Annotated in this window: 25 protein-coding genes; 14 read left to right on the top strand and 11 right to left on the bottom strand. The window is 67.1% G+C overall.

All coding sequences use genetic code 11. The features are described 5' to 3' along the window. Positions 1–249: phosphate signaling complex PhoU family protein (locus VML93_RS16280; protein ID WP_325612166.1), on the top strand; the 249-nt coding region annotated here is incomplete at its 5' end. A 14-nt stretch (positions 250–263) separates the two neighbouring features. Here the strand turns inward: VML93_RS16280 and pstB are convergent. From pstB to VML93_RS16260, 4 genes are all read right to left on the bottom strand, one after another. Further along, a complete protein-coding gene (pstB, locus tag VML93_RS16275; protein WP_325612164.1) occupies positions 264–1,040 on the bottom strand; it encodes a phosphate ABC transporter ATP-binding protein PstB in 777 nt (258 codons plus the stop codon). Positions 1,041–1,111: 71 nt separating this feature from the next. Continuing rightward, on the bottom strand, positions 1,112–2,239 hold the full coding sequence (gene pstS / locus VML93_RS16270; RefSeq protein WP_414686376.1) for a phosphate ABC transporter substrate-binding protein PstS: 1,128 nt from the start codon (positions 2,237–2,239) through the stop codon (positions 1,112–1,114). A gap of 114 nt (positions 2,240–2,353) precedes the next feature. Further along, the gene (gene mshD / locus VML93_RS16265) at positions 2,354–3,289 is read right to left on the bottom strand and encodes a mycothiol synthase (RefSeq protein WP_325612163.1); all 936 of its coding nucleotides are present in this window, start codon (positions 3,287–3,289) and stop codon (positions 2,354–2,356) included. Beyond that, entirely contained in the window at positions 3,286–4,056 is a 771-nt protein-coding gene (locus tag VML93_RS16260) for a response regulator transcription factor (protein WP_325612161.1), read from the bottom strand. The genes mshD and VML93_RS16260 overlap by 4 nt, the downstream gene beginning before the upstream one ends. Before the next feature lie 267 nt (positions 4,057–4,323). Here VML93_RS16260 and lmeA point away from each other — a divergent pair, with 267 nt between their 5' ends. From lmeA to VML93_RS16230, 7 genes are all read left to right on the top strand, one after another. Beyond that, positions 4,324–5,130, top strand: coding sequence for a mannan chain length control protein LmeA (gene lmeA / locus VML93_RS16255; protein WP_414686375.1), 807 nt, complete (start codon positions 4,324–4,326; stop codon positions 5,128–5,130). Between the two features lie 102 nt (positions 5,131–5,232). After that, positions 5,233–5,346: an Ms5788A family Cys-rich leader peptide gene (locus VML93_RS38605; protein ID WP_414686374.1), complete on the top strand. Its 114-nt coding sequence runs from the start codon at positions 5,233–5,235 to the stop codon at positions 5,344–5,346. 115 nt (positions 5,347–5,461) lie between these two features. Then, positions 5,462–5,932: a DUF4395 domain-containing protein gene (locus VML93_RS16250; RefSeq protein WP_325612159.1), complete on the top strand. Its 471-nt coding sequence runs from the start codon at positions 5,462–5,464 to the stop codon at positions 5,930–5,932. Between the two features lie 36 nt (positions 5,933–5,968). Next, positions 5,969–6,811 carry a sulfurtransferase gene (locus tag VML93_RS16245; RefSeq protein WP_325612158.1) on the top strand — a complete coding sequence of 281 codons (843 nt, stop codon included), beginning with the start codon at positions 5,969–5,971 and terminating at the stop codon, positions 6,809–6,811. 1 nt (position 6,812) lies between these two features. Continuing rightward, a complete protein-coding gene (locus VML93_RS16240; protein ID WP_325612156.1) occupies positions 6,813–7,115 on the top strand; it encodes a DUF1416 domain-containing protein in 303 nt (100 codons plus the stop codon). A gap of 140 nt (positions 7,116–7,255) precedes the next feature. After that, entirely contained in the window at positions 7,256–7,921 is a 666-nt protein-coding gene (locus VML93_RS16235; RefSeq protein WP_325612154.1) for an FABP family protein, read from the top strand. 48 nt (positions 7,922–7,969) lie between these two features. Beyond that, positions 7,970–8,365, top strand: coding sequence for a hypothetical protein (locus VML93_RS16230; RefSeq protein WP_325612152.1), 396 nt, complete (start codon positions 7,970–7,972; stop codon positions 8,363–8,365). Positions 8,366–8,745: 380 nt separating this feature from the next. Here the strand turns inward: VML93_RS16230 and VML93_RS16225 are convergent, their stop codons facing one another. Next, positions 8,746–9,624: an aminodeoxychorismate lyase gene (locus VML93_RS16225; protein WP_325612150.1), complete on the bottom strand. Its 879-nt coding sequence runs from the start codon at positions 9,622–9,624 to the stop codon at positions 8,746–8,748. 160 nt (positions 9,625–9,784) lie between these two features. Here VML93_RS16225 and VML93_RS16220 point away from each other — a divergent pair, with 160 nt between their 5' ends. The 3 genes from VML93_RS16220 to VML93_RS16210 all read left to right on the top strand — a co-directional run bounded on the left by VML93_RS16220 (position 9,785) and on the right by VML93_RS16210 (position 11,805). Then, complete coding sequence (locus VML93_RS16220) at positions 9,785–10,861, top strand: folate-binding protein YgfZ (RefSeq protein ID WP_325612148.1); 1,077 nt, start codon at positions 9,785–9,787, stop codon at positions 10,859–10,861. Positions 10,862–11,009: 148 nt separating this feature from the next. After that, the gene (locus tag VML93_RS16215) at positions 11,010–11,195 is read left to right on the top strand and encodes a DUF3073 domain-containing protein (RefSeq protein ID WP_325612146.1); all 186 of its coding nucleotides are present in this window, start codon (positions 11,010–11,012) and stop codon (positions 11,193–11,195) included. Between the two features lie 154 nt (positions 11,196–11,349). Then, a complete protein-coding gene (locus VML93_RS16210) occupies positions 11,350–11,805 on the top strand; it encodes a hypothetical protein (protein ID WP_325612144.1) in 456 nt (151 codons plus the stop codon). A gap of 7 nt (positions 11,806–11,812) precedes the next feature. On the opposite strand, the gene purM is transcribed toward VML93_RS16210, so the two are convergent. The 3 genes from purM to VML93_RS16195 form a co-directional block, all read right to left on the bottom strand. Continuing rightward, positions 11,813–12,919 carry a phosphoribosylformylglycinamidine cyclo-ligase gene (gene purM, locus VML93_RS16205; RefSeq protein ID WP_325612143.1) on the bottom strand — a complete coding sequence of 369 codons (1,107 nt, stop codon included), beginning with the start codon at positions 12,917–12,919 and terminating at the stop codon, positions 11,813–11,815. Positions 12,920–12,988: 69 nt separating this feature from the next. Next, complete coding sequence (gene purF / locus VML93_RS16200; protein WP_325612142.1) at positions 12,989–14,515, bottom strand: amidophosphoribosyltransferase; 1,527 nt, start codon at positions 14,513–14,515, stop codon at positions 12,989–12,991. 133 nt (positions 14,516–14,648) lie between these two features. Continuing rightward, the gene (locus tag VML93_RS16195; RefSeq protein ID WP_325612140.1) at positions 14,649–15,044 is read right to left on the bottom strand and encodes a sterol carrier family protein; all 396 of its coding nucleotides are present in this window, start codon (positions 15,042–15,044) and stop codon (positions 14,649–14,651) included. Positions 15,045–15,063: 19 nt separating this feature from the next. On the opposite strand from VML93_RS16195, the gene VML93_RS16190 reads away from it, so the two are divergent. Next, positions 15,064–16,269 (top strand): MCE family protein, encoded by a 1,206-nt coding sequence (locus tag VML93_RS16190; RefSeq protein ID WP_325612139.1) that lies wholly within the window; start codon positions 15,064–15,066, stop codon positions 16,267–16,269. Between the two features lie 176 nt (positions 16,270–16,445). Further along, positions 16,446–18,074: a stealth family protein gene (locus VML93_RS16185; RefSeq protein WP_325612137.1), complete on the top strand. Its 1,629-nt coding sequence runs from the start codon at positions 16,446–16,448 to the stop codon at positions 18,072–18,074. On the opposite strand, the gene VML93_RS16180 is transcribed toward VML93_RS16185, so the two are convergent. The 3 genes from VML93_RS16180 to purL form a co-directional block, all read right to left on the bottom strand. Continuing rightward, the gene (locus VML93_RS16180) at positions 17,989–18,945 is read right to left on the bottom strand and encodes a phosphodiesterase (protein ID WP_325612136.1); all 957 of its coding nucleotides are present in this window, start codon (positions 18,943–18,945) and stop codon (positions 17,989–17,991) included. The genes VML93_RS16185 and VML93_RS16180 overlap by 86 nt on opposite strands. A gap of 73 nt (positions 18,946–19,018) precedes the next feature. Beyond that, on the bottom strand, positions 19,019–19,666 hold the full coding sequence (locus tag VML93_RS16175) for a CPBP family intramembrane glutamic endopeptidase (protein ID WP_325612134.1): 648 nt from the start codon (positions 19,664–19,666) through the stop codon (positions 19,019–19,021). Continuing rightward, positions 19,663–21,939: a phosphoribosylformylglycinamidine synthase subunit PurL gene (gene purL, locus VML93_RS16170; protein WP_325612132.1), complete on the bottom strand. Its 2,277-nt coding sequence runs from the start codon at positions 21,937–21,939 to the stop codon at positions 19,663–19,665. Before purL ends, VML93_RS16175 begins: the two co-directional genes overlap by 4 nt. Positions 21,940–22,156: 217 nt before the next feature. Between purL and VML93_RS16165 the strand changes: the two genes are divergently transcribed. Then, positions 22,157–22,787 (top strand): adenylate/guanylate cyclase domain-containing protein (locus VML93_RS16165; RefSeq protein WP_325612130.1); only part of this gene is annotated, 631 nt, incomplete at its 3' end.

Genomic DNA, 22,787 nt, shown 5'->3' with positions numbered 1-22,787 from the left:
TCGCGCGACCCGGAAAAAGCCGCCCGGATCCGCGAAGAAGACGACGCGATGGACGATCTGCACCGCCACTTGTTCAGCGTGCTGATGGACCGCGAATGGCGGCACGGTGTGGCGGCCGCAGTCGACGTGACGCTGCTGGGCCGGTTCTACGAACGATTCGCCGACCACGCCGTCGAAGTCGCGCGGCGGGTGATCTTCCAGGCGACCGGCAGATTCCCCGACGACAACACCGGTCCCACCTCGCGCTAGCGCTCGCCGTACTTCTAGCCGAAGCGGCCCGAGATGTAGTCCTCGGTGGCCTTCTGGCTCGGGTTGGAGAAGATCTTCTCGGTGTCGTCGATCTCCACCAACCGACCGGGCTTTCCCACCGCTTCCAGGTTGAAGAACGCCGTGTGATCGCTTACCCGCGCGGCCTGCTGCATGTTGTGGGTGACGATGACGATCGTGTAGTCCTGCTTCAGCTCGCCGATCAGGTCTTCGATGGCCATCGTCGAGATGGGGTCCAGCGCCGAACACGGCTCGTCCATCAGCAGCACGTCGGGCTGCACCGCGATCGCCCGTGCGATGCACAGGCGCTGCTGCTGTCCACCGGACAATCCGCCACCGGGCTTGTGCAACCGGTCCTTGACCTCATCCCAGAGGTTCGCGCCGCGCAGTGAGTATTCGGCGGTCTCGTCCAGCAGCTTGCGGTTGCGCACCCCCTGCAGCTTCAGGCCGGCCACCACGTTGTCGCGAATCGACATGGCGGGGAACGGGTTCGGCCGCTGGAACACCATCCCGATCGCTCTGCGCACGCCGACGGGGTCGATGCCGGGGGCATAGATGTCTTCGTCGTCGAGCAGCACCGAGCCCTCGACGCGCGCACCCGGGATGACCTCGTGCATCCGGTTGAGCGTGCGCAGCACAGTCGTCTTGCCGCAGCCCGACGCGCCGATGAACGCCGTCACGCTGCGCGGCAGAATCGAGAGCGACACATCCGCGACCGCCTGAAACGACCCGTAGTAGATGTTGACCTTTTCCAGGTCCAGCCGCTTGGCCACTAAACGCTCCTGCCTACGCCTCTGTCGCCCCCTTTGCGGGCGTCGCGCAGTGTCTTGTGCTGATTGAACGGCTATTGCATTGCGTTGATCGCCGCGACCAAGCGCTCCTTGACCTTATCGGGCAGCGGAACGTAGCCGCCTGCCGAAAGGCCGGCCTGACCGTCGCCGGCGGCCACGGTCAGGAACGATTTGATCGCTGCAGCGGTGTCGGCGTCGTATCCCGCCGAGCACACGATCTCGTAGGTGGCCAGCACAAACGGGTAGGCGTTCGCCTCGTGCGTCCCGTAGATGGAGTCCAGGTCGAGGACCAGGTCGTTACCCGTCGCCACGAACTTGGCGGCGTTGACGCCGTTGCGCGCCGTATCGCTGGTGAGCGGGACCGCGCCATGACCGGTGTCGATCTGGGTGTACGGCAGGCCGGCCTGATCGGCATACCCCTTTTCGACATATCCGATGGTTCCCGGCGTGGTCCGCACCGCCTCAATCACGCCGCTCGCACTTGAGGCGCCCTGTCCGGCGCCGCCCTGAAACCGGGTGCCCACGCCCTGGGTCCAGCTCTGTGGTGCGGCCACCGTCAGATACTTCTGCAAGTTGTCGGTGGTTCCCGAGGGATCGGTGCGATAGATCGGCGTGATCCGGGTGTCGGGCAGCGCAACGCCGCGATTGAGCGCGACCAGCGTCGGATCATTCCACGTCGTGATCATGCCGCTGAAAATCTTGGCCAGCGCGTCACCGCTGACGATCAGCGCCGGAACGCCCGGCAGGTTGTAGATCAGCGCGACGGGCCCGAACACCAGCGGCAGGTCCCACGCCGGGTGTGAATTGCACCGTTTGGCGGCCGGGCCGATCTGCTCCGAGACCAGCGGCGAGTCCGCGCCGGCGAAGTCGACATGGCCGGCGATGAACTGCTCGCGGCCGGAACCCGATCCGGTCGCGTTGTAGTTCACCTTCTTGCCCTGACACGCCTGGCCCCAGGCCTGGTTGAACACGGCGATCGCGAGCTGTTGGGCGCTCGACCCCTCGGCCGTGAGTGCATTTTTGCCGGCACACGAGACCACCGCCGCGCGTCCTCCCGGGTTGGCTGACGAGGAGGCGCCGCGGCCGTTGTCGTCATTGCCGCAGGCCGTCAACGCGGCGCCGGCGATGACGCATGTGGTGACGCCGAGGACCACCGCCTTCCCCACCCTGTCGAGGCTCACCGATCTCGCTTTCTTCAGCGTTTTCCCGAGCGCATTGCCGTGGCTGTGGCCGCTCCCAGAGGAAGGTTGCCAGGTCGCCCCGAAAGTATGCGTCTGCATGGCCGGAAACGGGGTCTATCCGGCGGACGTGCGGTCGGTGGCGGGCGGCGCATACGCGGTGTCGACGCTGTAGGTGGTGAAGCCCAGCCGCTGGTAAGTCCGCACCGCCGCAACGTTGTCCGATTCCGCGTAGAGCATCACGGTGGGCTCGGGCGAACCGGCCAGTCGCTGTGCCAGCCAGGCCACCCCGATCGACGTCAAAACCTTTCCCAAACCGCGGCCCTGCGCCGCCGGGTCGACACCCACGATGTAGACCTCGCCCAGGCCCGCAGGATCGCGGTGGATCTTGGTCCAGTGGAAGCCGAGTAGCCGGTCTGGGTCGTCGCCCGCGGCGGCGCCGAACGCCAGGAACAGGCCCTGCGGGTCGAACCACGGTTCGTTGCGGCGCTCGTCGAGCTGCGCGGCCGCCCACCCCCCCTGTTCCGGGTGGTAGGCGAACGCGGCGTTGTTGACCCGCAGCAGCTCGGCGTCATCGGCGCTGCCCGCGTAGGTGCGGACCCACACTCCGTCGGGGATCACCGGGTCGGGTGTAGCGCGAAGCGAGCGCCGCATCTGGACCAGTTCGCGGACCGTCACCAGCCCCAGCGCTGCGGCCGTCGCCCGGGCCGGCTCCAGCGTGCCGTGCGCCCAGAAGTGGTTGTGCCGGGCGGTCTTTGCCAACGTCGCGCGTGCCATGGCGGAGCCGATACCACGGCGGCGGGCCTGCGGGTGCACCACCATCTCGGCCATCGCGACCTCGCCGTCACGCGGCGAGTTGAGGTTGAGATAGCCGTTGATCGTGTCGTCAGCGCCGGTGACCAGCAGATGCGCGGTACGCTCCTGGCCGAGTTCGCGCAGCACCTGTTCGCCGACGGGTGCAACACCATCGAATTCGGTTGCTGCCATGACGATTTCACGCACGCGCCGCTGCTCTTCGGCGGACAGTGCTGAGCGCCAGGTGGAGTCGGTCACTGAGTGCGCAACGGGTCGACGAGCGGGTCTTCGACACCGTCTCGCCCGGGCTCGATGTCCTCGTCTTCGTCGGACTCCGCGATCGGTGCCCGCCCACGGGCCGGCCGGACCGCCTTGTAACCGACGTTGCGCACCGTGCCGATCAAGGCTTCGTGCTCCGGACCCAGCTTGGCCCGCAGTCGACGCACGTGCACATCGACGGTGCGGGTACCGCCGAAGAAGTCGTACCCCCACACCTCGTGCAGGAGTTGGGCGCGGGTGAACACCCGCCCGGCGTGCTGAGCCAGGTATTTGAGCAGCTCGAACTCCTTGTAGGTGAGATCGAGCGGGCGACCCCGCAGTCGCGCGGTGTAGGTGCCCTCGTCGATGACGAGCTCGCCAAGAGTCACCTTGCCGGCGCTTTCTTGGTCGGCGAGCCCGCCGCGCCGGCCGATCACCAGCCGCAGCCGGGCGTCGACCTCGGCGGGCCCGGTGGTGGGCAGGAGGATCTCGTCGAGACCCCAGTCAGCGCTGACCGCTACCAGCCCGCCTTCGCTCACCACAGCCAACACCGCGACCGATCGGCCCGCAGTGCTCAACAGCCTGCACAGGCCGCGACCTGCCGACAGGTCCTGGCGCGCGTCGACTATGACGGCGTCCGCGGTGCCCGCCTCCAGCAACGACGACGGCTCCGCCGGTGCCGTCCGCACGGTGTGAGGGAGCAGCGACAACGCCGGCAATACCGGGTCAGGATGCAGCTCGGAAGTCAGCAGTAGTAGCTCCAACAAGCTCCTCCAGCGCTGGTGGGAAAGGCATCTCGCATGTTCATAACGCCATGTGGCCCCAGGTTTCTGCGGTGGCCAGGTCACCTAACGATAACTTGCCACCTGGTCTTTGGCCCGATGACGCCGAGGTAGTGGCCCGATGGCGATGTGGTAGTGAGCCCGATGGCGACCCCGTAGCGGCCCGCTGGCGACGCCGATACGGGTGTGGCGCAACGGGTGGCGAATCGGAGCTTGCTGTGCCCAGCAGCCCCGGTGGGCCACAATATTCGGATGCGCAGGATGGTGGTCGGTCTCGTCGCGGTGGCGGTGGCGGTGGCCGTCCTCGTCGGCGGCGCCATCGCCGTCGACTACGGCACAAGCATCTACGCCGAATACCGGCTGTCGACCACCGTCCGCAAGGCGGCCAATCTGGGATCGGACCCCTTCGTCGCCATCGTGGCGTTCCCCTTCATCCCGCAGGCGATGCGCCGCCACTACAACGAGCTGGAGATCAAGGCCAACGCCGTCGATCACGCGATGGTCGGCAAGGCCACCCTGGAAGCCACCATGTACTCCGTAGACCTGACCGACGCATCGTGGCTGATCAGGCCGGATGCGAAGCTGCCGGTCGGCAAGCTGGAGAGCCGCATCATCATCAGCTCGACGTATCTGGGCCGGTATCTGGGGATCAGCGACCTGATGGTCGAGGCGCCACCCCAGGAGACCAACAACGCCACCGGCGGGACCACCGAATCAGGGATATCCGGCAACCACGGGCTGGTGTTCAGCGGCACGCCGAAATCCGCCAACTTCGACCGCCGGGTCAGCGTCTCGATGGACCTGTCCATCGCGCCCGATGACCAGGCGACGCTGGTATTCACCCCTACCGGCGTTCTGATGGGACCCGACACCGCCGACGAACGGGTTCCGGACGACAAGCGAGACGCGGTGCTCCACGCGTTCAGCGGCAGGCTGCCCAACCAGCGGCTGCCGTTCGGGGTGGCGCCGACCGCCGAGGGAGTGCGCGGGTCAGACGTCATCATCGAAGGCGTCACCCGGGGAGTAACGATCACGCTCGAAGAGTTCAAGCAATCATGACCCGCGCCGGCGAGGATGCAGAGCGAAGCGATACCGGGCCTGCGGGTCCCATAGGCCGCCGACCTGCGGGTCGGCCCTGGCACCGCTGTTGGCTTGATCACTATGTCATTGGGTAAGCTGTCCGGCGTGCCATCCCGCATCGAGCCCATGCTCACCAAGCGTCGCGCAGTCGATCTGTGCCGCGTCGCGGGATGTTGTTGTTGCTGTAGCTGCTGAGTAGCCGCGCCGTCCAGCGCCGCGCTCGGAGCAGCCTCGGAGTCCTACCGTGGCCCGTCTCCCCCTGATTTTTCCTGTCCACGTCCGTGCCATAGGAGCACCTAGGAGTAGCACTTTGTCGAGCAGCAACACGAGCGTCGCGGTAGGCGGCGTGGATGTTCGCGGGCCGCGGTTCGCGGCCTGGGTGACGACCGCGGTTCTCGAGATAGTCCTGGTCGTGTCGGCATTCAGTCCGCGCGCTGCCGCTGTCCTTCTGGGCCTACAGGCCGTCGTCTTTGCCGTCGGCGCGGTCGCCGGCCCGCGCCGTCACCCCTATGGCCGGCTGTTCGCCACCGTCGTGGCGCCCCGCCTGGGACCGGTCAGAGAGCGTGAACCCGCGCCGCCGCTGAAGTTCGCGCAGCTGTTCGGCTTCGTCTTCGCGGCATGCGGCGTTGCCGGATTCGCCGCCGGGTCTCTGGTGGCAGGTGTCGTGGCCACCACGGCGGCACTGGTGGCCGCCTTCCTGAACGCGGCCTTCGGCATCTGCCTGGGCTGTCAGCTCTATCCGCTTGTCGCGCGCCTGCGACGCAGCCCCAACCCCGCCTAACCAGGCTGATCAGAAAGAAATCGAAAGGAACCCACCATGGCACGCTCCGACGTCCTGGTCTCTGCCGACTGGGCTGAGAGCAATCTCAGGAATGCTGAGGCCGCCAATCTCGTCTTCGTCGAAGTGGACGAAGACACCAGCGCCTACGACGATGGCCACATCGCCGGCGCGATCAGGCTGGACTGGCGTACTGACTTGCAGGACCCGGTCAAGCGCGACTTCGTCGACGCACAGCAGTTCTCCAAGCTGCTGTCCGACCGCGGCGTCGCCAACGACGACACCGTGATCCTCTACGGCGGCAACAACAACTGGTTCGCGGCCTACGCCTACTGGTACTTCAAGCTCTACGGGCACGAGAAGGTCAAGCTGCTGGACGGCGGCCGCAAGAAATGGCAGCTGGACGGTCGTCCGCTGACCACGGAACCCGTCAGCCGGCCCGCGACGTCCTACAGCGCGGCCCCGGCGGACAACTCGATCCGGGCGTTCCGGGACGAGGTCATCGCGGCGATCAACGTCAAGAACCTGGTCGACGTGCGGTCTCCCGACGAGTTCTCCGGCAAGATCCTGGCGCCCGCGCACCTGCCGCAGGAACAGAGCCAGCGGCCCGGCCACATCCCCGGCGCGATCAACGTGCCGTGGAGCAAGGCCGCCAACGAGGACGGCACCTTCAAGTCCGACGAGGAGTTGGCCAAGCTCTACGCCGCAGCCGGTCTGGACGGCACCAAGGAAACGATTGCCTACTGCCGAATCGGGGAACGGTCCTCGCACACCTGGTTCGTTTTGCAGGAGTTGCTCGGACATCAGAACGTCAAGAACTACGACGGCAGTTGGACGGAATACGGCTCCCTGGTGGGTGCCCCGATCGAGTTGGGAAGCTGATATGTGCTCTGGACCGAAGCAAGGACTGACGTTGCCCGCCAGCGTTGACCTGGAGAAGGAGACGGTGATCACCGGCCGCGTCGTGGACGGTGAGGGCCAGGCCGTGGGCGGTGCGTTCGTCCGCCTGCTGGACTCGTCGGACGAGTTCACGGCCGAGGTCGTCGCGTCGGCCACCGGCGACTTCCGGTTCTTCGCCGCGCCGGGATCCTGGACGCTGCGCGCGCTGTCGGCCGCCGGCAACGGCGACGCCTATGTGGCGCCGTCCGGCGCGGGCATCCACGAGGTGGACGTCAAGATCGCCTGACGGCGGGTGTCCCCGTAAGACCCCGCGTACGCATAGACTCGTCCCGTGGTGCTCTTCTTCGAGATCATGCTCGTGGCGGCGACCCTCGTCATCACTTGGTTCGCGCTGTACACGCTGTACCGGCTCATCACTGACGAGTCGTGACCCCCGACGAGGGCCCCGACGAATCGGCTGGTCCCGCGGGCTCGAGCGACGCCGTCGCGGCCGCAGCCGAACGCGCCAAATCCACTGCCGCCCGCAATATCCCCGCCTTCGACGATCTGCCTATACCCGCCGACACGGCGAACCTGCGCAAGGGCGCCAACCTGAACGACGCGCTGCTCGCACTGCTGCCGCTAGTCGGAGTGTGGCGCGGCGAGGGCGAGGGTCGCGGACCCGACGGCGACTACCGGTTCGGCCAACAGATCGTGGTGTCGCACGACGGCGGCGACTACCTGAATTGGGAAGCCCGGTCCTGGCGGCTCGATGCGGCGGGCGACTATCAAGCACCGGGCCTGCGCGAGACGGGTTTCTGGCGGTTCGTGAGCGATCCCGACGACCCCAGCGAATCGCAGGCAATCGAACTGCTGTTGGCGCATTCGGCCGGCTACGTCGAATTGTTCTACGGGCGCCCGCGTAATCAGTCGTCGTGGGAGTTGGTCACCGATGCGCTGGCCCGCAGCCGGTCGGGCGTGCTGGTGGGCGGCGCCAAGCGGCTCTACGGCATCGTCGAGGGCGGCGACCTGGCTTACGTCGAGGAGCGCGTCGACGCCGACGGTGGGCTGGTGCCGCATCTGTCGGCGCGGCTGTCGCGGTTCGTCGGATGACTTTTAATGCGCCGCACTAGGACAACCCCATCAGCAGCGCGTTGGGTCGTGTCCGCGGTCGGCCTGCTACTGGTCGGGTATCTGGCTGTTCTGTCGGTGCAGCCATCCATCCTGGACGCCCTGCCGCCCTGGCTGGGCTGGTTCGGCCGGCCCGGGTCGATGCTGACTCTCGGGATCGTCGTGGCCGTGCTGATCGCCGCCTGCGTGCTCACCTTCCGAGCCGACACCAACCATCGGGTGGTGGGCGTTTCGTTGACCATGATTGCCGTCCTGATCACGATGAGCGCGATCCTGGGCCTGAGCGGTTATTGGCGATGCCACGACGCCAACCACCCGGCCTTCTTTACCCCGCTGATGGCGACGGCCAGTTTGGTGAAAGGGGCCGAGCGATACGCCGAATTCCGCCCGGCGGCGGATGCCCAGGTCGGCGACGGCGGCGAGTAGATTCTTCGGCCCAGCCGCGTCCAGACATGGAGCGGCCCCCGAGCAAAGCTCCTGGTGGACAAGACCGGAAGCTCGGGGGCCGGGTGACTGCGGGGAATTCGCCAGCGCGCGTTGGTCGCCAGCTGTTCCGAGCCAACGCTGCTAGCGCGCAGCCACCTCACATGTCCATGAAGCTATCAATTTCGCGGACCACCTCCCTTCTTGTGTACGGCCGAAGCTACCACCGAGCCTGATCCGGCCGCTAGCGACTTTTTCCGGGCGACCGCGTTTTCGCTTCGCCCAGTCGCCGGCTCGCCATAGGTTGGTCAGATGTCGCGCATCTTCCTGAGCCATTCGAGCAAAGACTTGCGCGCGGCGATGGCGCTGAAACAGTGGCTGAGCTAGCGGTCGCTCATGATCGCGGCGTCGACCAGCTCGGCGAATTCCGCGGTCATCGGAGAACGGCCCAGTGGCCGGCCGTCCAGCGTGTGCACACGAGCGGCCAGCGTCATGCTCGATATCAACCAAACACCTTGGGCACCAAATAAATCAGTGACTCGCAACGCGCGGAAGTCGCAGTCGTAACCCTTGCCGCGGGCCACCTCGAAGAGCGCCTGCTGGGTGGTGCCACGCAGGATCGGATACCACGGCGGCGGCGTCAACAGGCACGGGGCATCGCCTGAGCCGGCTGCGATCACCACCGTCGAGCGCGGGCCTTCCAGGATGTAGCCGTCCGAGCTGACGAAGATGACGTCACCGGCGCCCTGCCGGGCGGCGTGCCGCAACGCGGCCATGTTCACCGCGTAGGACAGGGTTTTGGCGCCGGCCAGCAACCACGGCATTGCCTCGGCGCCGTCCCCTGGCAGTCCCCGGTCCAGCGTGATCGCCGACAAGCCGTCGCGCCGGACCGCGGCCACCCGGTCCGGCACCGGGTTGACCATCACGTAGGCGGTCGGCGGCGAGCCGGTCTCCCGGCCGCGGCTGTAGATCAACCGCAGCGCGCCCTCGTCGCCGCTGCCCGACACCCACCGCTGCGTCGCTGTCTCGATGGCGCGCCGCCACTGCGGCAGGTCCGGCCCGGGCAGATCCGTCAGCTTGGCCGACTGGGTCAGGCGCTGCAGATGCGGTTCGACCAGACAAGCCCGGCCGTCGCGGACCAGCAGCGTCTCGAAGATGCCGTCGCCGCGTACGGCTGCGAGGTCGTCGGCGTGCAGCAGCGGCGCCCCAGGCTCATGTACCTCGCCGTCCAGCGTTACGACAACCCCCGTATGCCCGGCCATGGAGAAGTAGCCTAACCGCGCGCGTGCGACTCCCGGGACGCACACGTTCACGCGTCGACTCGGCGTCGCCGCACCGACTATGCGTCCATGACGCGAAAGTGGGCGCACCGTCAGCGCAGAGTCAACGCCCCAGCCGCGCGCCGGTCCGTAGTCTTGACACATGAGTCCAGTCCCGGCCCCGGATCAGGGCCCCGACGCGGGTGCGATCTGGCACTACGGCGATCCGCTGGGCGAGCAGCGAGCGGCCGAAACCGATGCGGTGCTGGTGGACCGCTCGCACCGCGCGGTACTCGCGCTGACCGGTGGCGACCGGCAGACCTGGCTGCACAGCATCTCGACGCAACACGTCAGCGAACTCCCCGACGGCGCCAGCACGCAGAACCTCAGCCTGGATGGTCAGGGCCGGGTCGAGGACCACTGGATCCAGACCGAGCTGGGTGGCGTCACCTATCTCGACACCGAGCCGTGGCGCGGCGAACCGTTGCTGACCTACCTGCGCAAGATGGTGTTCTGGTCCGACGTCACCCCGGACACCGCAGACATGGCGGTGCTGTCGCTGCTGGGTCCGCGGCTGGCCGACCAGGCGGTGCTGGACGCGCTGGGCCTGGATGCGTTGCCCGCCGAACCGACTGCGGTCCCAGTGAAAGACGGCTTCGTCCGCCGTATGCCCGGCACCGCCGCCGACCAAATCGAACTCGACCTGCTGGTACCGCGCGACCAGTCCACCAACTGGAAACAGCGCCTCGCCGGGGTGCGACCGGCCGGGGTCTGGGCCTACGAGGCGCACCGGGTGGCCGCGGTGCGTGCCCGGCTCGGTGTCGACACCGACGAGCGCACCATTCCCCATGAAGTGGGCTGGATCGGTGGCGCCGTGCACCTGGACAAGGGCTGCTATCGCGGGCAGGAGACCGTCGCGCGGGTGCACAACCTGGGCAAGCCGCCGCGGATGCTGGTATTGCTGCACCTCGACGGCTCCGTGGACCGGCCCTCCACGGGCGAACCGGTGCTGGCCGGCGGTCGCCCCGTCGGACGCCTCGGCACCGTGGTCGATCACGTCGATCTGGGCCCGGTGGCGCTGGCACTCGTCAAGCGCGGCCTGCCGGCCGACGCTCAACTGGCGATAGGCCCGGAAAACGCATCAGTGGCCGCGATGATCGACGCCGATTCGCTGCCGCCCGTCGACGAGGTCGGTGCGGGCCGATTGGCTGTTGAGCGTTTGCGGGGTGGTAGGCGATGATTGATCGCAAGGTCCGCCACGCGGCGGACCGGGGCCACCGGCGCCCAACCGCGAGGCACGGTAAACTGTCGGCAGGACAATATGACACCAAGAGATCGGAGCCGCCTACTCGTTAGGCCGCTCCGTTATTGCGCGAGGGGGTTCCCCCATGGGCCGCGGCCGGGCTAAGGCAAAGCAGACCAAGGTTGCTCGAGAACTTAAATACAGCTCCCCGCAGACCGACTTCCAGCGGCTCCAGCGCGAGTTGTCAGGAACGGGTGCCGACGAGTCCAACGACGTGGACGGTGACGGTCCAGACGACTCCTGGGACGACGAACGCGACTGGCGCCGCTAGCGCCGCCTCCGATCTGTCCAGTGCCGATGCGCGCCGCATCGGCACTGTGCGCGTTCCGGCCACTTCCGCTTAGTTGTCGCCTCGACTCGACGTGCGAAGAGCCAGGGTAGCCAGGGTCCCACCACTATCGCGCTGTCCGGCGCTACAGTCGGGTATGCCGCTGGTCTATCCGGTGATCCACCTGATACCGCACGGCCTGGTGGATGTCATCAGGATCCATTCCGTCGCCGACATCGCCGAGGTCGTCCGGGACTCCCACGTCGACAACCTGACCAGCGCCGACGGGCGCATCGATTTCTGGTTCTCCCCGTCGCTGAAGGAATCTCAGGTCCCGAACCGGCGCGCCACCGAACTATTGTTGCTGGCCACCCGGTTCACGGCGTCCAGCGTGCCCCTGTTGCGCGGGCAAGTGGTGTTGGCCTCGCACGACTCGTCGGGCCGCCTCGCCGGTCTCACCGACGGCTGCCTGGATCAGCTGCGGATGCCGAACATGCTGAGCTGGCTTGATCACCGGGTGCTCGATCGGCGCTTCGCCAACGACGCCCGCGCCCGCCGCGCAACGTCTCGAGCGGGTCTGCGGCGCATCCGCGGACACGTCGGAGAGGGCTGACCGGCGCTCAGAACCTCGGGTGTTGCCCGACCATCTTGACCCGCGGGGCTTCCTTGCCACCTTTGCCGACGGTTCCCAGCACCCAGCAGTCCAGGTGCCGCGCGGTCAAGATGGCCAATGCGCGGTCGGTATCCTCGGGCGCGACGACGGCGATCATGCCGACGCCCATGTTGAACGTCTTTTCCATCTCCTCACGCGCGACCCGGCCACGCTGGGCGATCATCGCGAACACCGGTGCGGGCGTCCATGTGCCGCGGTCGATCTCGGCGACCAATCCGTGCGGGACGACGCGTTGCAGGTTGCCGGCCAGCCCGCCGCCGGTGACGTGACAGAAGGTGCGGACATGGGTTTCGGCGGCCAGCGCCAGGCAGTCTTTGGCGTAGATGCGGGTGGGCTCCAGCAACTCTTCGCCCAAGGTCCGGCCGAACTCCTCCACATACCCGGCCAGGTTCATCCGGTCGATCTCGAGCAGGACCGAGCGGGCCAGTGAGTATCCGTTGGAATGCAACCCGGAAGAGCCCAGCGCGATGATCACGTCACCGGGTTTGACGCGGTCGGGGCCCAAGATATCGTCGGCTTCCACCACGCCGACACCGGTCGCCGAGATGTCGTAGTGGTCGGGTTCCATCAGGCCGGGGTGCTCGGCGGTCTCCCCGCCCAGCAACGCACAGCCCGCCCGCACACACCCTTCGGCAATACCGCTGACGATCGCGCTCAGCCGTTCGGGCACGGTCCGGCCGACCGCGATGTAGTCCTGCAGAAACAGCGGCTCGGCGCCGCACACCACCAGATCGTCGACCACCATCGCCACCAGGTCGAGGCCGACGGTGTCGTGCTTGTCCATCGCCTGCGCGATCGCCAGCTTGGTGCCGACACCGTCAGTGGAGGCCGCCAGCACCGGCTCGCGGTAGTCGCCGCGCAGCGCGAACAAACCCGCGAATCCGCCCAACCCGCCGCGCACCTCGGGTCTGGTGGCCTTTACCGCCAGCGGCTTGAACAGCTCGACGGCACGGTCACCGGCCTCGATATCCACCCCCGCCGACGCGTAGGTGACGCCCGGGCTGCCTTCCTGGCCGGCTCCGCCTCTTCCGGAACTTGTTGCGGGATCCGTCATCGCGATAAAGGCTACCGGGCGCTAGGCAGCGTCGGTATCAAACCACTTTCAGTGCGGTGAACGATTTCGTCAAAGGCTGACGGGGACGTCATCGGGCGCCAGGTTGTCCAGCCCGGCTCCGCGCGCGGCGTTGGCGAGCATGTGCTCGATGACGTTCTTGCCGAGCGCGGTTTCCTTCGGCAGCTCGATCGGATAGGTGCCGTCGAAGCAGGCGCAGCACAGCCGCGAAGCGGGTTGCTCGGTGGCGGCGATCAGCCCGCGCAGCGAGATGTAGCCCAACGTGTCGGCGTTGATCGCGTGGCGCACGGCTTCGAGCATCTCCTCCTCGTCTTGCACGGCGTTGGCGATCAGCTCGGCCGGCGACGGAAAGTCGATGCCGTAGAAGCAGGGCCACTTCACCGGCGGTGAGGCGATGCGCACGTGGACTTCCACCGCGCCGGCCTCGCGCAGCATCCGCACCAGCGCGCGCTGGGTGTTGCCCCGCACGATCGAGTCGTCGACGACGATGAGCCGCTTGCCGCGGATCACCTCGCGAAGCGGGTTGAGCTTCAGGCGGATACCGAGCTGACGGATGGTCTGGGACGGCTGAATGAAGGTGCGCCCGACGTAAGCGTTCTTCATCAGGCCCTGCCCGTAGGGGATGCCGGACTCCTGCGCGTATCCCACCGCGGCGGGCGTGCCCGATTCCGGCACGCCGATCACCAGGTCGGCGTCGACGGAGCATTCGCGGGCCAGCCGACGGCCGATGTCCAGCCGGGCGCCGTGCACGGACCGGCCGGCCAGCGTGCTGTCGGGCCGCGCCAGGTAGACGTACTCGAAGATGCAGCCCTTGGGGGTGGGGTTGGCGAAGCGCGTCGAGCGCACGCCGTCGGCGTCGATGGCGAGCAGTTCGCCCGGCTCGATGTCACGGACGAACGAGGCGCCGACGATGTCGAGTGCGGCCGTTTCGGAGGCCACCACCCAGCCGCGGTCCAGCCGTCCCAGCGACAGCGGCCGCACCCCGTGCGGGTCGCGGCACGCGTACAGCGTGTTCTCGTCCATGAACGTCAGACAGAACGCGCCGCGCACGGTCGGCAGCAGCTCCACCGCCGCCTGCTCCAGCGTGGAGTCGGCGGCACCGTGGGCCAGCAGCGCGCCCAGGATGTCGGAGTCCGTCGTCGCCGGGGCCGGGCAGCGCCGGGAGATCAGGCCCGCATCGCGGGCGCGCGCGGCGAGCTCGGCGGTGTTGACCAGGTTGCCGTTGTGTCCCAGCGCGACGCCGGTACCGGCCGCGGTGTTGCGGAAGACCGGCTGGGCGTTTTCCCACGTCGTGTCGCCGGTGGTGGAGTAGCGGCAGTGCCCGATGGCGACGTGGCCCTCCATGGCGGCCAGCGTCTGCTCATCGAACACCTGGCTGACCAGGCCGAGGTCTTTGAAGACCAGCACCTGGGATCCGTCGGCGACGGCGATCCCCGCGGCCTCCTGACCGCGATGCTGCAGCGCGTACAGGCCGTAGTAGGTGAGTTTGGCGACTTCTTCACCCGGGGCCCAGACCCCGAATACACCACACTCTTCACGGGGCGAATTGAAGTCTTGCTCGGGCTGCTGGACGGTCACGATTCGGCGGCTCCCTGGGGAACGGTTGGTGACGTAACGGAGTCTACGGGCACGACCCGCCCGGCGCCGAATCAGCCGCGCGTGTTGGGCGCCGAAAAAATTCGTGTCGCGACCCTAAACCTGCAGTTCAGGGTTATATTAAGCTGGCATCGAACAGGGGCAGCCAGGCCTCGATTTCGTCGGCCCGCAGGCCCGACATACGCAGCGCGCCGCCGGCCTTCGCCTCCGTCAACCCCAACAGTCCCGTGGCTATCAGCAGCCACGTCCGTGGGTCGGTCTCCACGACATTGGGAGGCGTTCCCCGGGTGTGCCGGGGCCCGGAGATGCACTGCACCGCGACGAACGGGGGGATCCGGACCTCGACGCTGGCCCCGGGCGCGAGTGCCGCAAGGGTGCGCGCGGTGAGCCGAACAGCGGTCGCCAGCGCGCCCCGATCGGGCGCCGGGCGGGTGTCGTCGCGCAGCCAGTCCGCGACAGCCAGCACGGCCTGACGGGTCTTTGCCGGATCGGCGTTATCGCGGGCGGCCATAGCTTAATGTCTCAAAGTCATGGATCCGCGTACGCGGCCGCCTTATGCGACTGTCGGCCTGGTGGCGCTGATGGTCATCGCACTCGCCCTGCTCGGCGTGTATTGGCAGTTTCGCGGGACCTTCACGCCGAAGACGAAGTTGACGATGGTAGCTCCGCGGGCGGGCCTGGTGATGGATCCCGGGTCCAAGGTCACCTACAACGGCGTCGAGATCGGCCGGGTGTCGAGCATTACCGAGATCACCCGAGACGGTCGGCCGGCCGCCCGGGTGGTGCTGGATGTCGGCCCGAAGTACATCCCGCGCATTCCGGCCAACGTGGCCGCCGACATCAAGGCCACCACCGTGTTCGGCAACAAGTACGTCGCGCTGACCTCGCCGAAAATCCCTGCAGCCGAACACATCACGCCGTCAACTGTGATCGAGGCGACGTCGGTCACGACCGAGTTCAACACATTGTTCGAGACGCTGGTCGCGATCACCGAGCAGGTCGATCCGGTCAAGGTGAACCTCACTCTGAGCGCGGCGGCGGAGGCGCTGCACGGGTTGGGCGACAAGTTCGGCGCCTCGCTGATCAACGGCAACACCATCCTCGACGACATCAACCGGCAAATGCCCCAGGCGCACCGCGACATTCAGCGACTGGCGGCCCTGGCCGACATCTACGCCGACGCCGCGCCGGACCTGTTTGACGCACTCGACCATGCGGTGACCACGGCGCGCACCCTGCATCGGCAGCAAGCCGATCTGGATGCGGCGTTGCTGGCGGCCGCGGGATTCGGAAGCACCGCCGCGGATGTCTTCGGCCGCGGCGGGCCATATCTGGTGCGGGGATCCACCGATCTGGTGCCCACCAGCCAACTGCTCGACGAGTACAGTCCCGAGATCTTCTGCATGATCCGCAACTACCATGACGTGGCACCAAAGATAGCCATCGATCTCGGCACCGACGGCTTCTCGCTGGGAGGCCATTCGGCCGGCGCGATCGCCGGGGCGCCCGCCCCCTACCTCTGGCCGGAAAACCTGCCGCGGATCAACGCCAAGGGCGGACCCGGTGGGCGGCCGGGCTGCTGGCAGACGATCACCCGGGAGCTGTGGCCGGCTCCGATGCTGGTGATGGACACCGGCTACAGCATCGCGCCGTACAACCATTTGGAAGTCGGTTCCCCGCTGGTCCTCGACTACGTGTGGGGCCGCCAAGTGGGCGACTACACCATCAACCCGTAGCTGAACGCGATATGACGCCGGTGTAACCGCGAGGTTGCCGCCAAATTTCCGGAAGCATCTCCAAATCGTCTGGTTTGCAACAGGTGTCGACTTACCGGCACCATGTGTATATCCATCGTTGGCCTGGGCGTTACTCCCTGCGCCGACGCTGGACGTGCACGAAAGGCGGTGTTCCGATGGCCAAGATCAATACGCGCGCGGGCGGTCGGCCCGTCCGGCGCACCCTCGACCCCATCATCGTTACCCGGCAGGGAAAACTGGCCCGTCTGGAATCCAGTCTGACCCCGCATGAGGCACAGATCGAAGATTTGGTCTTTCTGCGAAAGGTGTTGAACCGGGCTAATATTCCCTTCCTGCTCATCCGCAGCCACAAAGGCCGGCCGATTCTTGCCATCGATATCGGACTGCGGCCCGCGGTGGAGCAGGCGCTGGCGGTAGCGTGCGCCGCCGAGCCCATGTACTCCAAAACCATTGATGAGCGCGGGATTTCTCCGGTGTTGGTGGCCAACGGCCACCTGTCCAGGTTGCTCGACCCCCGTATCGTGCGGCTCTACCGACGCCGCATCGCGCCGGGTGGCTTCCGCTACGGGCCGCGGTTTGGCGTCGAACTCCAATTCTGCGCGTTCGAGGAGAATCTGGTCTACTGTCCGTTGGAGAACTCTCTGACTCGTAAAGTGCTGCCACGGAATGAGATAACGCCGACAACCGTGAAGCTCTACGGTTACAAGTGGCCGACCATTCAGGGGATGTTCACTCCGCACGCCAGTGACGTGACGTTCGACATCGATCTGGTGTTCTCGTGGGTTGACGGGAGTGATCCCGAGTTTCGGGCGCGGCGCGCGGCGCAAATGTCACAGGTCGTGGTGGGTGAGGGCGACGACGCCGAAGCACGGATCCGCCAGATCGACGAATTGAAATTCGCGCTGCGGTCGGTGAACATGTTCGCGCCCTGGATCCGTCGCATCTTCATTGCGACCGACTCGGCGCCACCGTCGTGGCTGGCCGACCACCCGATGATCACCATCGTCCCCGCCGAGGATCATTTTTCGGACCCGTCTGCGTTGCCTACCTACAACTCGCACGCGGTGGAGAGCCAGCTGCACAACATCCCCGGCCTGAGCGAGCATTTCCTGTACTCCAACGACGACATGTTCTTCGGGCGGCCGCTCAAGGCCAGCATGTTCTTCTCGCCGGGCGGGGTCACCAGGTTCATCGAAGCCAAGACCCGGATCGGGCTGGGCGCAAACGATCCCACGCGCAGCGGATTCGAGAATGCGGCCCGAGTGAACCGACAACTGCTTTTCGAGCGGTTCGGGCAGGTCATCACCCGGCATCTCGAACACACCGCGGTCCCGTTGCGCAAGAGTGTGCTGATCGAGATGGAACGGGAATTCCCGGAGGAATTCGCCCGCACCCAGGCGAGTGCGTTCCGATCCGGCACCGACATCTCAGTGACCAACTCGTTCTACCACTACTACGCACTGATGACCGGACGCGCCGTCCAACAGGAAAAGGCCAAAGTCCTCTACGTGAACACCACGACGCGCGCGGGACTCGGCCTGCTTCCCGAGTTGCGCAAGCAACGCGGGTACGACTTCTTCTGCCTCAACGACAGCAGCTTTCCCGAAGTCTCCGCGGCCGAGCGGGCCGAACGGGTCGTCAGCTTCCTGGAGCGCTACTTTCCGATTCCGGCGCCCTGGGAGAAGGTTGCGGCCGACGTCACTCGGCAGGACCTTGCGGGGCCGCTGGTGTTAGCACCATCGGAGGATGCGCAAATAGCGAATCCCGCTGAGACGGCTCGATGAACAATCCGCTGTCGGCGATCTTGCGTCGCGCCTCCGAGGGAGAGACGAAGGTGCCCACCGTTTTTCCGGCACCGAGCGATATGACGGAGTGCACGACGGTGTCCTGATACACGTGCACCAGATTGCAGGCCTGGGCACCGTCCCGGCCGCGTGTTCCGCCTTCGGCGACCGTCAGGTCCTGGGTGTAGCAGGTGGCCGAGGCGACCGACACCGGAATCCCGACGAAGGTGGCGTTCGTCGAGTAATGCAGGTGTCCGGCCAGAATGGCACGGACGTCGGTGCCTTTGAGGACCCGGCCCAGCGACGCCTGGTCGCGCAGTTCCACCGTGACGGCCAGGTCCAGCACGCTCGGGATCGGCGGGTGATGCAACGCCAGAATGGTGCCGTCCGGCGCCGGTGTTGCCAATTCTTCGGCGAGCCAATCCAATTGGGCCGTGGTGATTTCGCCGTAGTGATGCCCCGGGACGGAGGTATCCAAGGTGACTATGCGCAGTCCGTCGATCATCCGCACGCGGTCCAGCGGCGCCATCGACGGCGCTTCGTCCAGTAGGAATCTGCGCAATTCGGCCCGGTTGTCGTGGTTGCCCATCACCCAGACGAGTTCTGCACCCAACTCGGCGGCGAACGGCTCAACCAGGCTGCGCAGCTTGCGATATGCCTCAGGCTCGCCGGTGTCGGCCAAATCGCCGGTGAAAACGATGGCGTCGGGGCGTACCCCGGAGTGCGTCAGCTGCTCGAGCAGCTCGCCCAGCCGCCCGTCGGCATCCACGTCGCCGTAGAGCGAACCGTCGCTGCCGATGAGATGCGTATCGCTGATGTGCAAGAGAACGTAATCCGGCCGCGGATGCTCCGCGGCCCTAAGTCTGTGCACCTGGGGTGCCAACCCTCTCTCGATCGGTTTACATAAACGAAACAAGTATAGTCGCGGACTCGGCGGGATCCGCTCACTTGTGAGCTGTTCCACGAAACCGCACCCGTCGCTGCACGGCCAGCGCTGCCACCGCTCCCGTCTCGTTGATCGCCAGATGCACCAGCATCGGTGCGGCCAGGCCGCCGGAGCGCTCAGCCAGCCACCCGAACACCCAGCCCGCGATACCGGTGACGAGCACGGTGGCCAGCGGAGGCTCGCCCGTCGCGCGCGCGTCGGCGATGTGGGACAAGCCAAATGCGCTGGCCTGCAACAACCTTCCGGTCGACCGGCCGAAGGCTTCGGCACCCACGGCGGCCAGCGCCGCGCGGAACGCCGCCTCCTCGGCCCAGACAGTGCCGAAGGGAATCTGCCACCCCACCCAGCCCGACGCTGACGCCGGCAGTTCACGCACACCCATCGACAGCCGCACGACCGGAATCGACGTCGTCGCCGCGACCGCGGCGGCGGTCATCGCGCCGGCCGCCGATCCCAGCCTGATACCCGCCCACAGCCGCGGCGGAGACAGGCCGACCGGCGCGCGGGTCACCAGCACCAGCAGCCCACCCGCGCCGGCCTGTAGTCCGGCCCGCCAGCCGGGCGGAAGACGTGGACCCACGAAGCTCCAGCCCACCAGCGCGGCGGCCATTGATAAGGCCGAAGACACCGCACGAAGCCGACTCATCCGAAGAATCGGGGCAGCACCGCCTCCGACGTCTGACGCAGTTCGGCCAGCGAGACCGTGAACAGGCCCTGAATCTCGAGCGCATCCGACGCCTGGTCGACGACGCCGATGCGGACGACGGGCAGTCCGCGCGCCTCACACATCGACCGGAACCGGCTCTCCTCGGTGCGCGGCACGGCGACCAGCACGCGACCCGCCGATTCGGAGAACAGCAACACAAAAGGATCGGCATCCTCGGGAAGCACAATGCGGCAACCGGTCTCACCGGCCAGCGCCCCTTCCACGACGGCCTGGGCCAGCCCGCCTTCGGACAGGTCGTGCGCCGCGGACACCAGCCCGTCCCGCGACGCCGAGCTCAGCACGTCGGCCAGCAGCTTCTCGCGCGACAGGTCGACCGCGGGCGGCAGGCCGCCCAGATGCCCGGCGGTCACCTGCGCCCAGACGGAGCCGTCGAACTCGTCGCGCGTGTCGCCAAGCAGCATCAGGGTTTCCCCGGGCTCGCTGCCGAAGGCCGTGGGGATGCGCCGCCTGACATCATCGATGACGCCGAGCACACCGACCACCGGAGTGGGCTGGATGGCCACCGACCCGGTCTGGTTGTAGAAGCTGACGTTGCCACCGGTCACCGGAATCCCCAGGGCCGCACAGCCATCGGCGAGGCCACGCACCGCCTGACCGAACTGCCACATCACGCCGGGATCCTCGGGGGAGCCGAAGTTGAGGCAGTTGGTCACCGCGACCGGGGTGGCGCCGGTGACGGCGACGTTGCGGTACGCCTCGGCCAGTGCGAGCTGCGCGCCGGTGTAGGGATCGAGCAGGGTGTAGCGTCCCGAGGCGTCGGTCGACAGCGCGATTCCACGCCCGGTGGACTCGTCGACGCGCAGCACTCCGCCGTCGGCGTGTTCGGCGAGCACGGTGTTGCCGCGCACGTAGCGGTCGTACTGCTCGGTGATGAACGCGCGGCTGCACAGGTGCGGGCTGCCCAGCAGCGCAAGCAAAGTCGCGCGCAGCTCGTCACCGCCGGTGGGGCGGGGCAGCTTTTTCGACGAATCCGCGTTCAGCGCGTCCTGCGAATCGGGGCGTGCGACCGGACGCTGGTACACCGGACCTTCGTGTGCTACCGTGCGCGGCGGCACGTCGACAACGGTCTCGCCGCGCCAGGTGATCCGCAGCCGGTCGCCGTCGGTGACCTCGCCGATCACGGTGGCCAGCACCTCCCATTTGCTGCACACCGCCAGGAAGGCGTCGACGTTCTCCGGCGCGACCACCGCGCACATCCGTTCCTGCGATTCGCTGCAGAGCACCTCGGCGGGTGTCATCTGCTTGGCCCGCAACGGAACGGTGTCGAGCTGGATCGCCATGCCACCGTCCCCGGCCGACGCCAATTCTGATGTGGCGCACGATAATCCGGCCCCACCCAGATCCTGGATCCCGATCACCAGTCCGCCCGCGTAGAGCTCCAGGCAGCACTCGATGAGCACCTTCTCCATGAACGGGTCGCCGACTTGCACCGACGGCAGCTTCTTGCGCGCAGCGTCTCCGGCGCCATCAGCATTGAAGGTGTCCGACGCCAGCACCGACACCCCGCCGATGCCGTCCAGGCCGGTGCGCGCGCCGAACAGGATGATCTTGTTGCCCGTACCCGAGGCGAACGCCAAATGCAGGTCCTCCTGGCGCAATACGCCGACACACATCGCGTTGACCAAGGGGTTGCCCGCGTAGCAGGCGTCGAAGACGGTCTCGCCGCCGATGTTGGGCAGGCCCAGCGAGTTACCGTAGCCGCCGATACCGCGGACCACACCGTCGAGCACGCGGCGGGTGTCGGGCGCGTCGGCGGCGCCGAACCGGAGCTGGTCCATCACCGCGACCGGCCGCGCGCCCATGGCCATGATGTCTCGCACGATGCCGCCGACGCCGGTGGCCGCTCCCTGGTAGGGCTCGACGTAGGACGGGTGGTTGTGCGACTCCACCTTGAACGTCACGGCCCAGCCGTCGCCGATGTCGACGACACCGGCGTTCTCACCGATGCCGGCCAGCATGCCGGCGCGCATCTCGTCGGTTGTCGTCTCACCGAAGTAGCGCAGGTGCACCTTCGAGGACTTGTAGGAGCAGTGTTCGCTCCACATCACCGAGTACATGGCCAGCTCGGTGTCGGTGGGCCGGCGGCCCAGGATCTCACGAATCCGCTGGTACTCGTCGTCTTTGAGGCCCAGTTCGTGAAACGGTTGAGGCTGGTCCGGCGTGGTCGCGGCGTGTTCGACGGTGTCTGTCATCTCGGTGCACCTAGGTGCCACGCGCTCGTCACGCCAGACAGTCTAGGTTCCCACCGCTGCTCCGGCTGACTGCGTCCAAGCTGGTAAATCTGACGGTCTCAAATCGCCGCCAATGGGATGATCTAGGCCATGTCGTACGCACTCAGCCATCCGCCGACCAGCGGGGCGCACCACTGACGTGGACCACCCGAGCGGGGCAGGTGGCGGTGGGCTCAGCGTGACGCAGCTGATCTGTGGCTCCTGCGGCGCGCGGTCAAGCCCGACGGCCAAGTTCTGCGGCGAGTGCGGTACGCGCCTCACGCAGACCACCCGATCGGCGGCGGAGTACAAGCAGGTGACCGTGCTGTTCGCCGACGTGGTGCATTCGATGGGTATCGCGGCCGTACTGGATGTGGAGCGGTTGCGTGAGATCATGACCGAGTTGGTGGAGCGGTCGGCGGCGGTGGTGCAACGCTACGGCGGGACCGTGGACTACAACGGCGATGGGGTGATGGCGATCTTCGGCGCCCCGGTTGCGTTGGAGGATCACGCCTTTCGGGCCTGTCTTGCGGCATTGGCGATTCAAGAGGAGGCGTGTCGACTGGCGGCCGAGGTGCAGGACCGCGACGGTGTCGATCTGCGGCTGCGGGTGGGCCTGAACTCGGGTCAGGTGATCGCCGGCGAAATCGGTTCGGGGTCACTGGGATACGCCGCGACCGGCGAGCCGGTCGGATTGGCCCAGCGGATGGAATCGGTGGCCCCACCGGGCGGGGTGATGCTGTCCGAATCCACCGCTGGTCTCGTCGAAGGTGGGGCGATCCTCGCTCAACCCGAGTGGGTGCAGTTGAAGGGCGCCGACCAACCGGTGC

The sequence above is a fragment of the Mycobacterium sp. genome, assembly GCF_035499775.1.
In the GTDB taxonomy this organism is placed as follows: domain Bacteria; phylum Actinomycetota; class Actinomycetes; order Mycobacteriales; family Mycobacteriaceae; genus Mycobacterium.
Note: the sequence above shows the minus strand (reverse complement) of the source record. Positions and strands in the feature narration are given on the sequence as shown.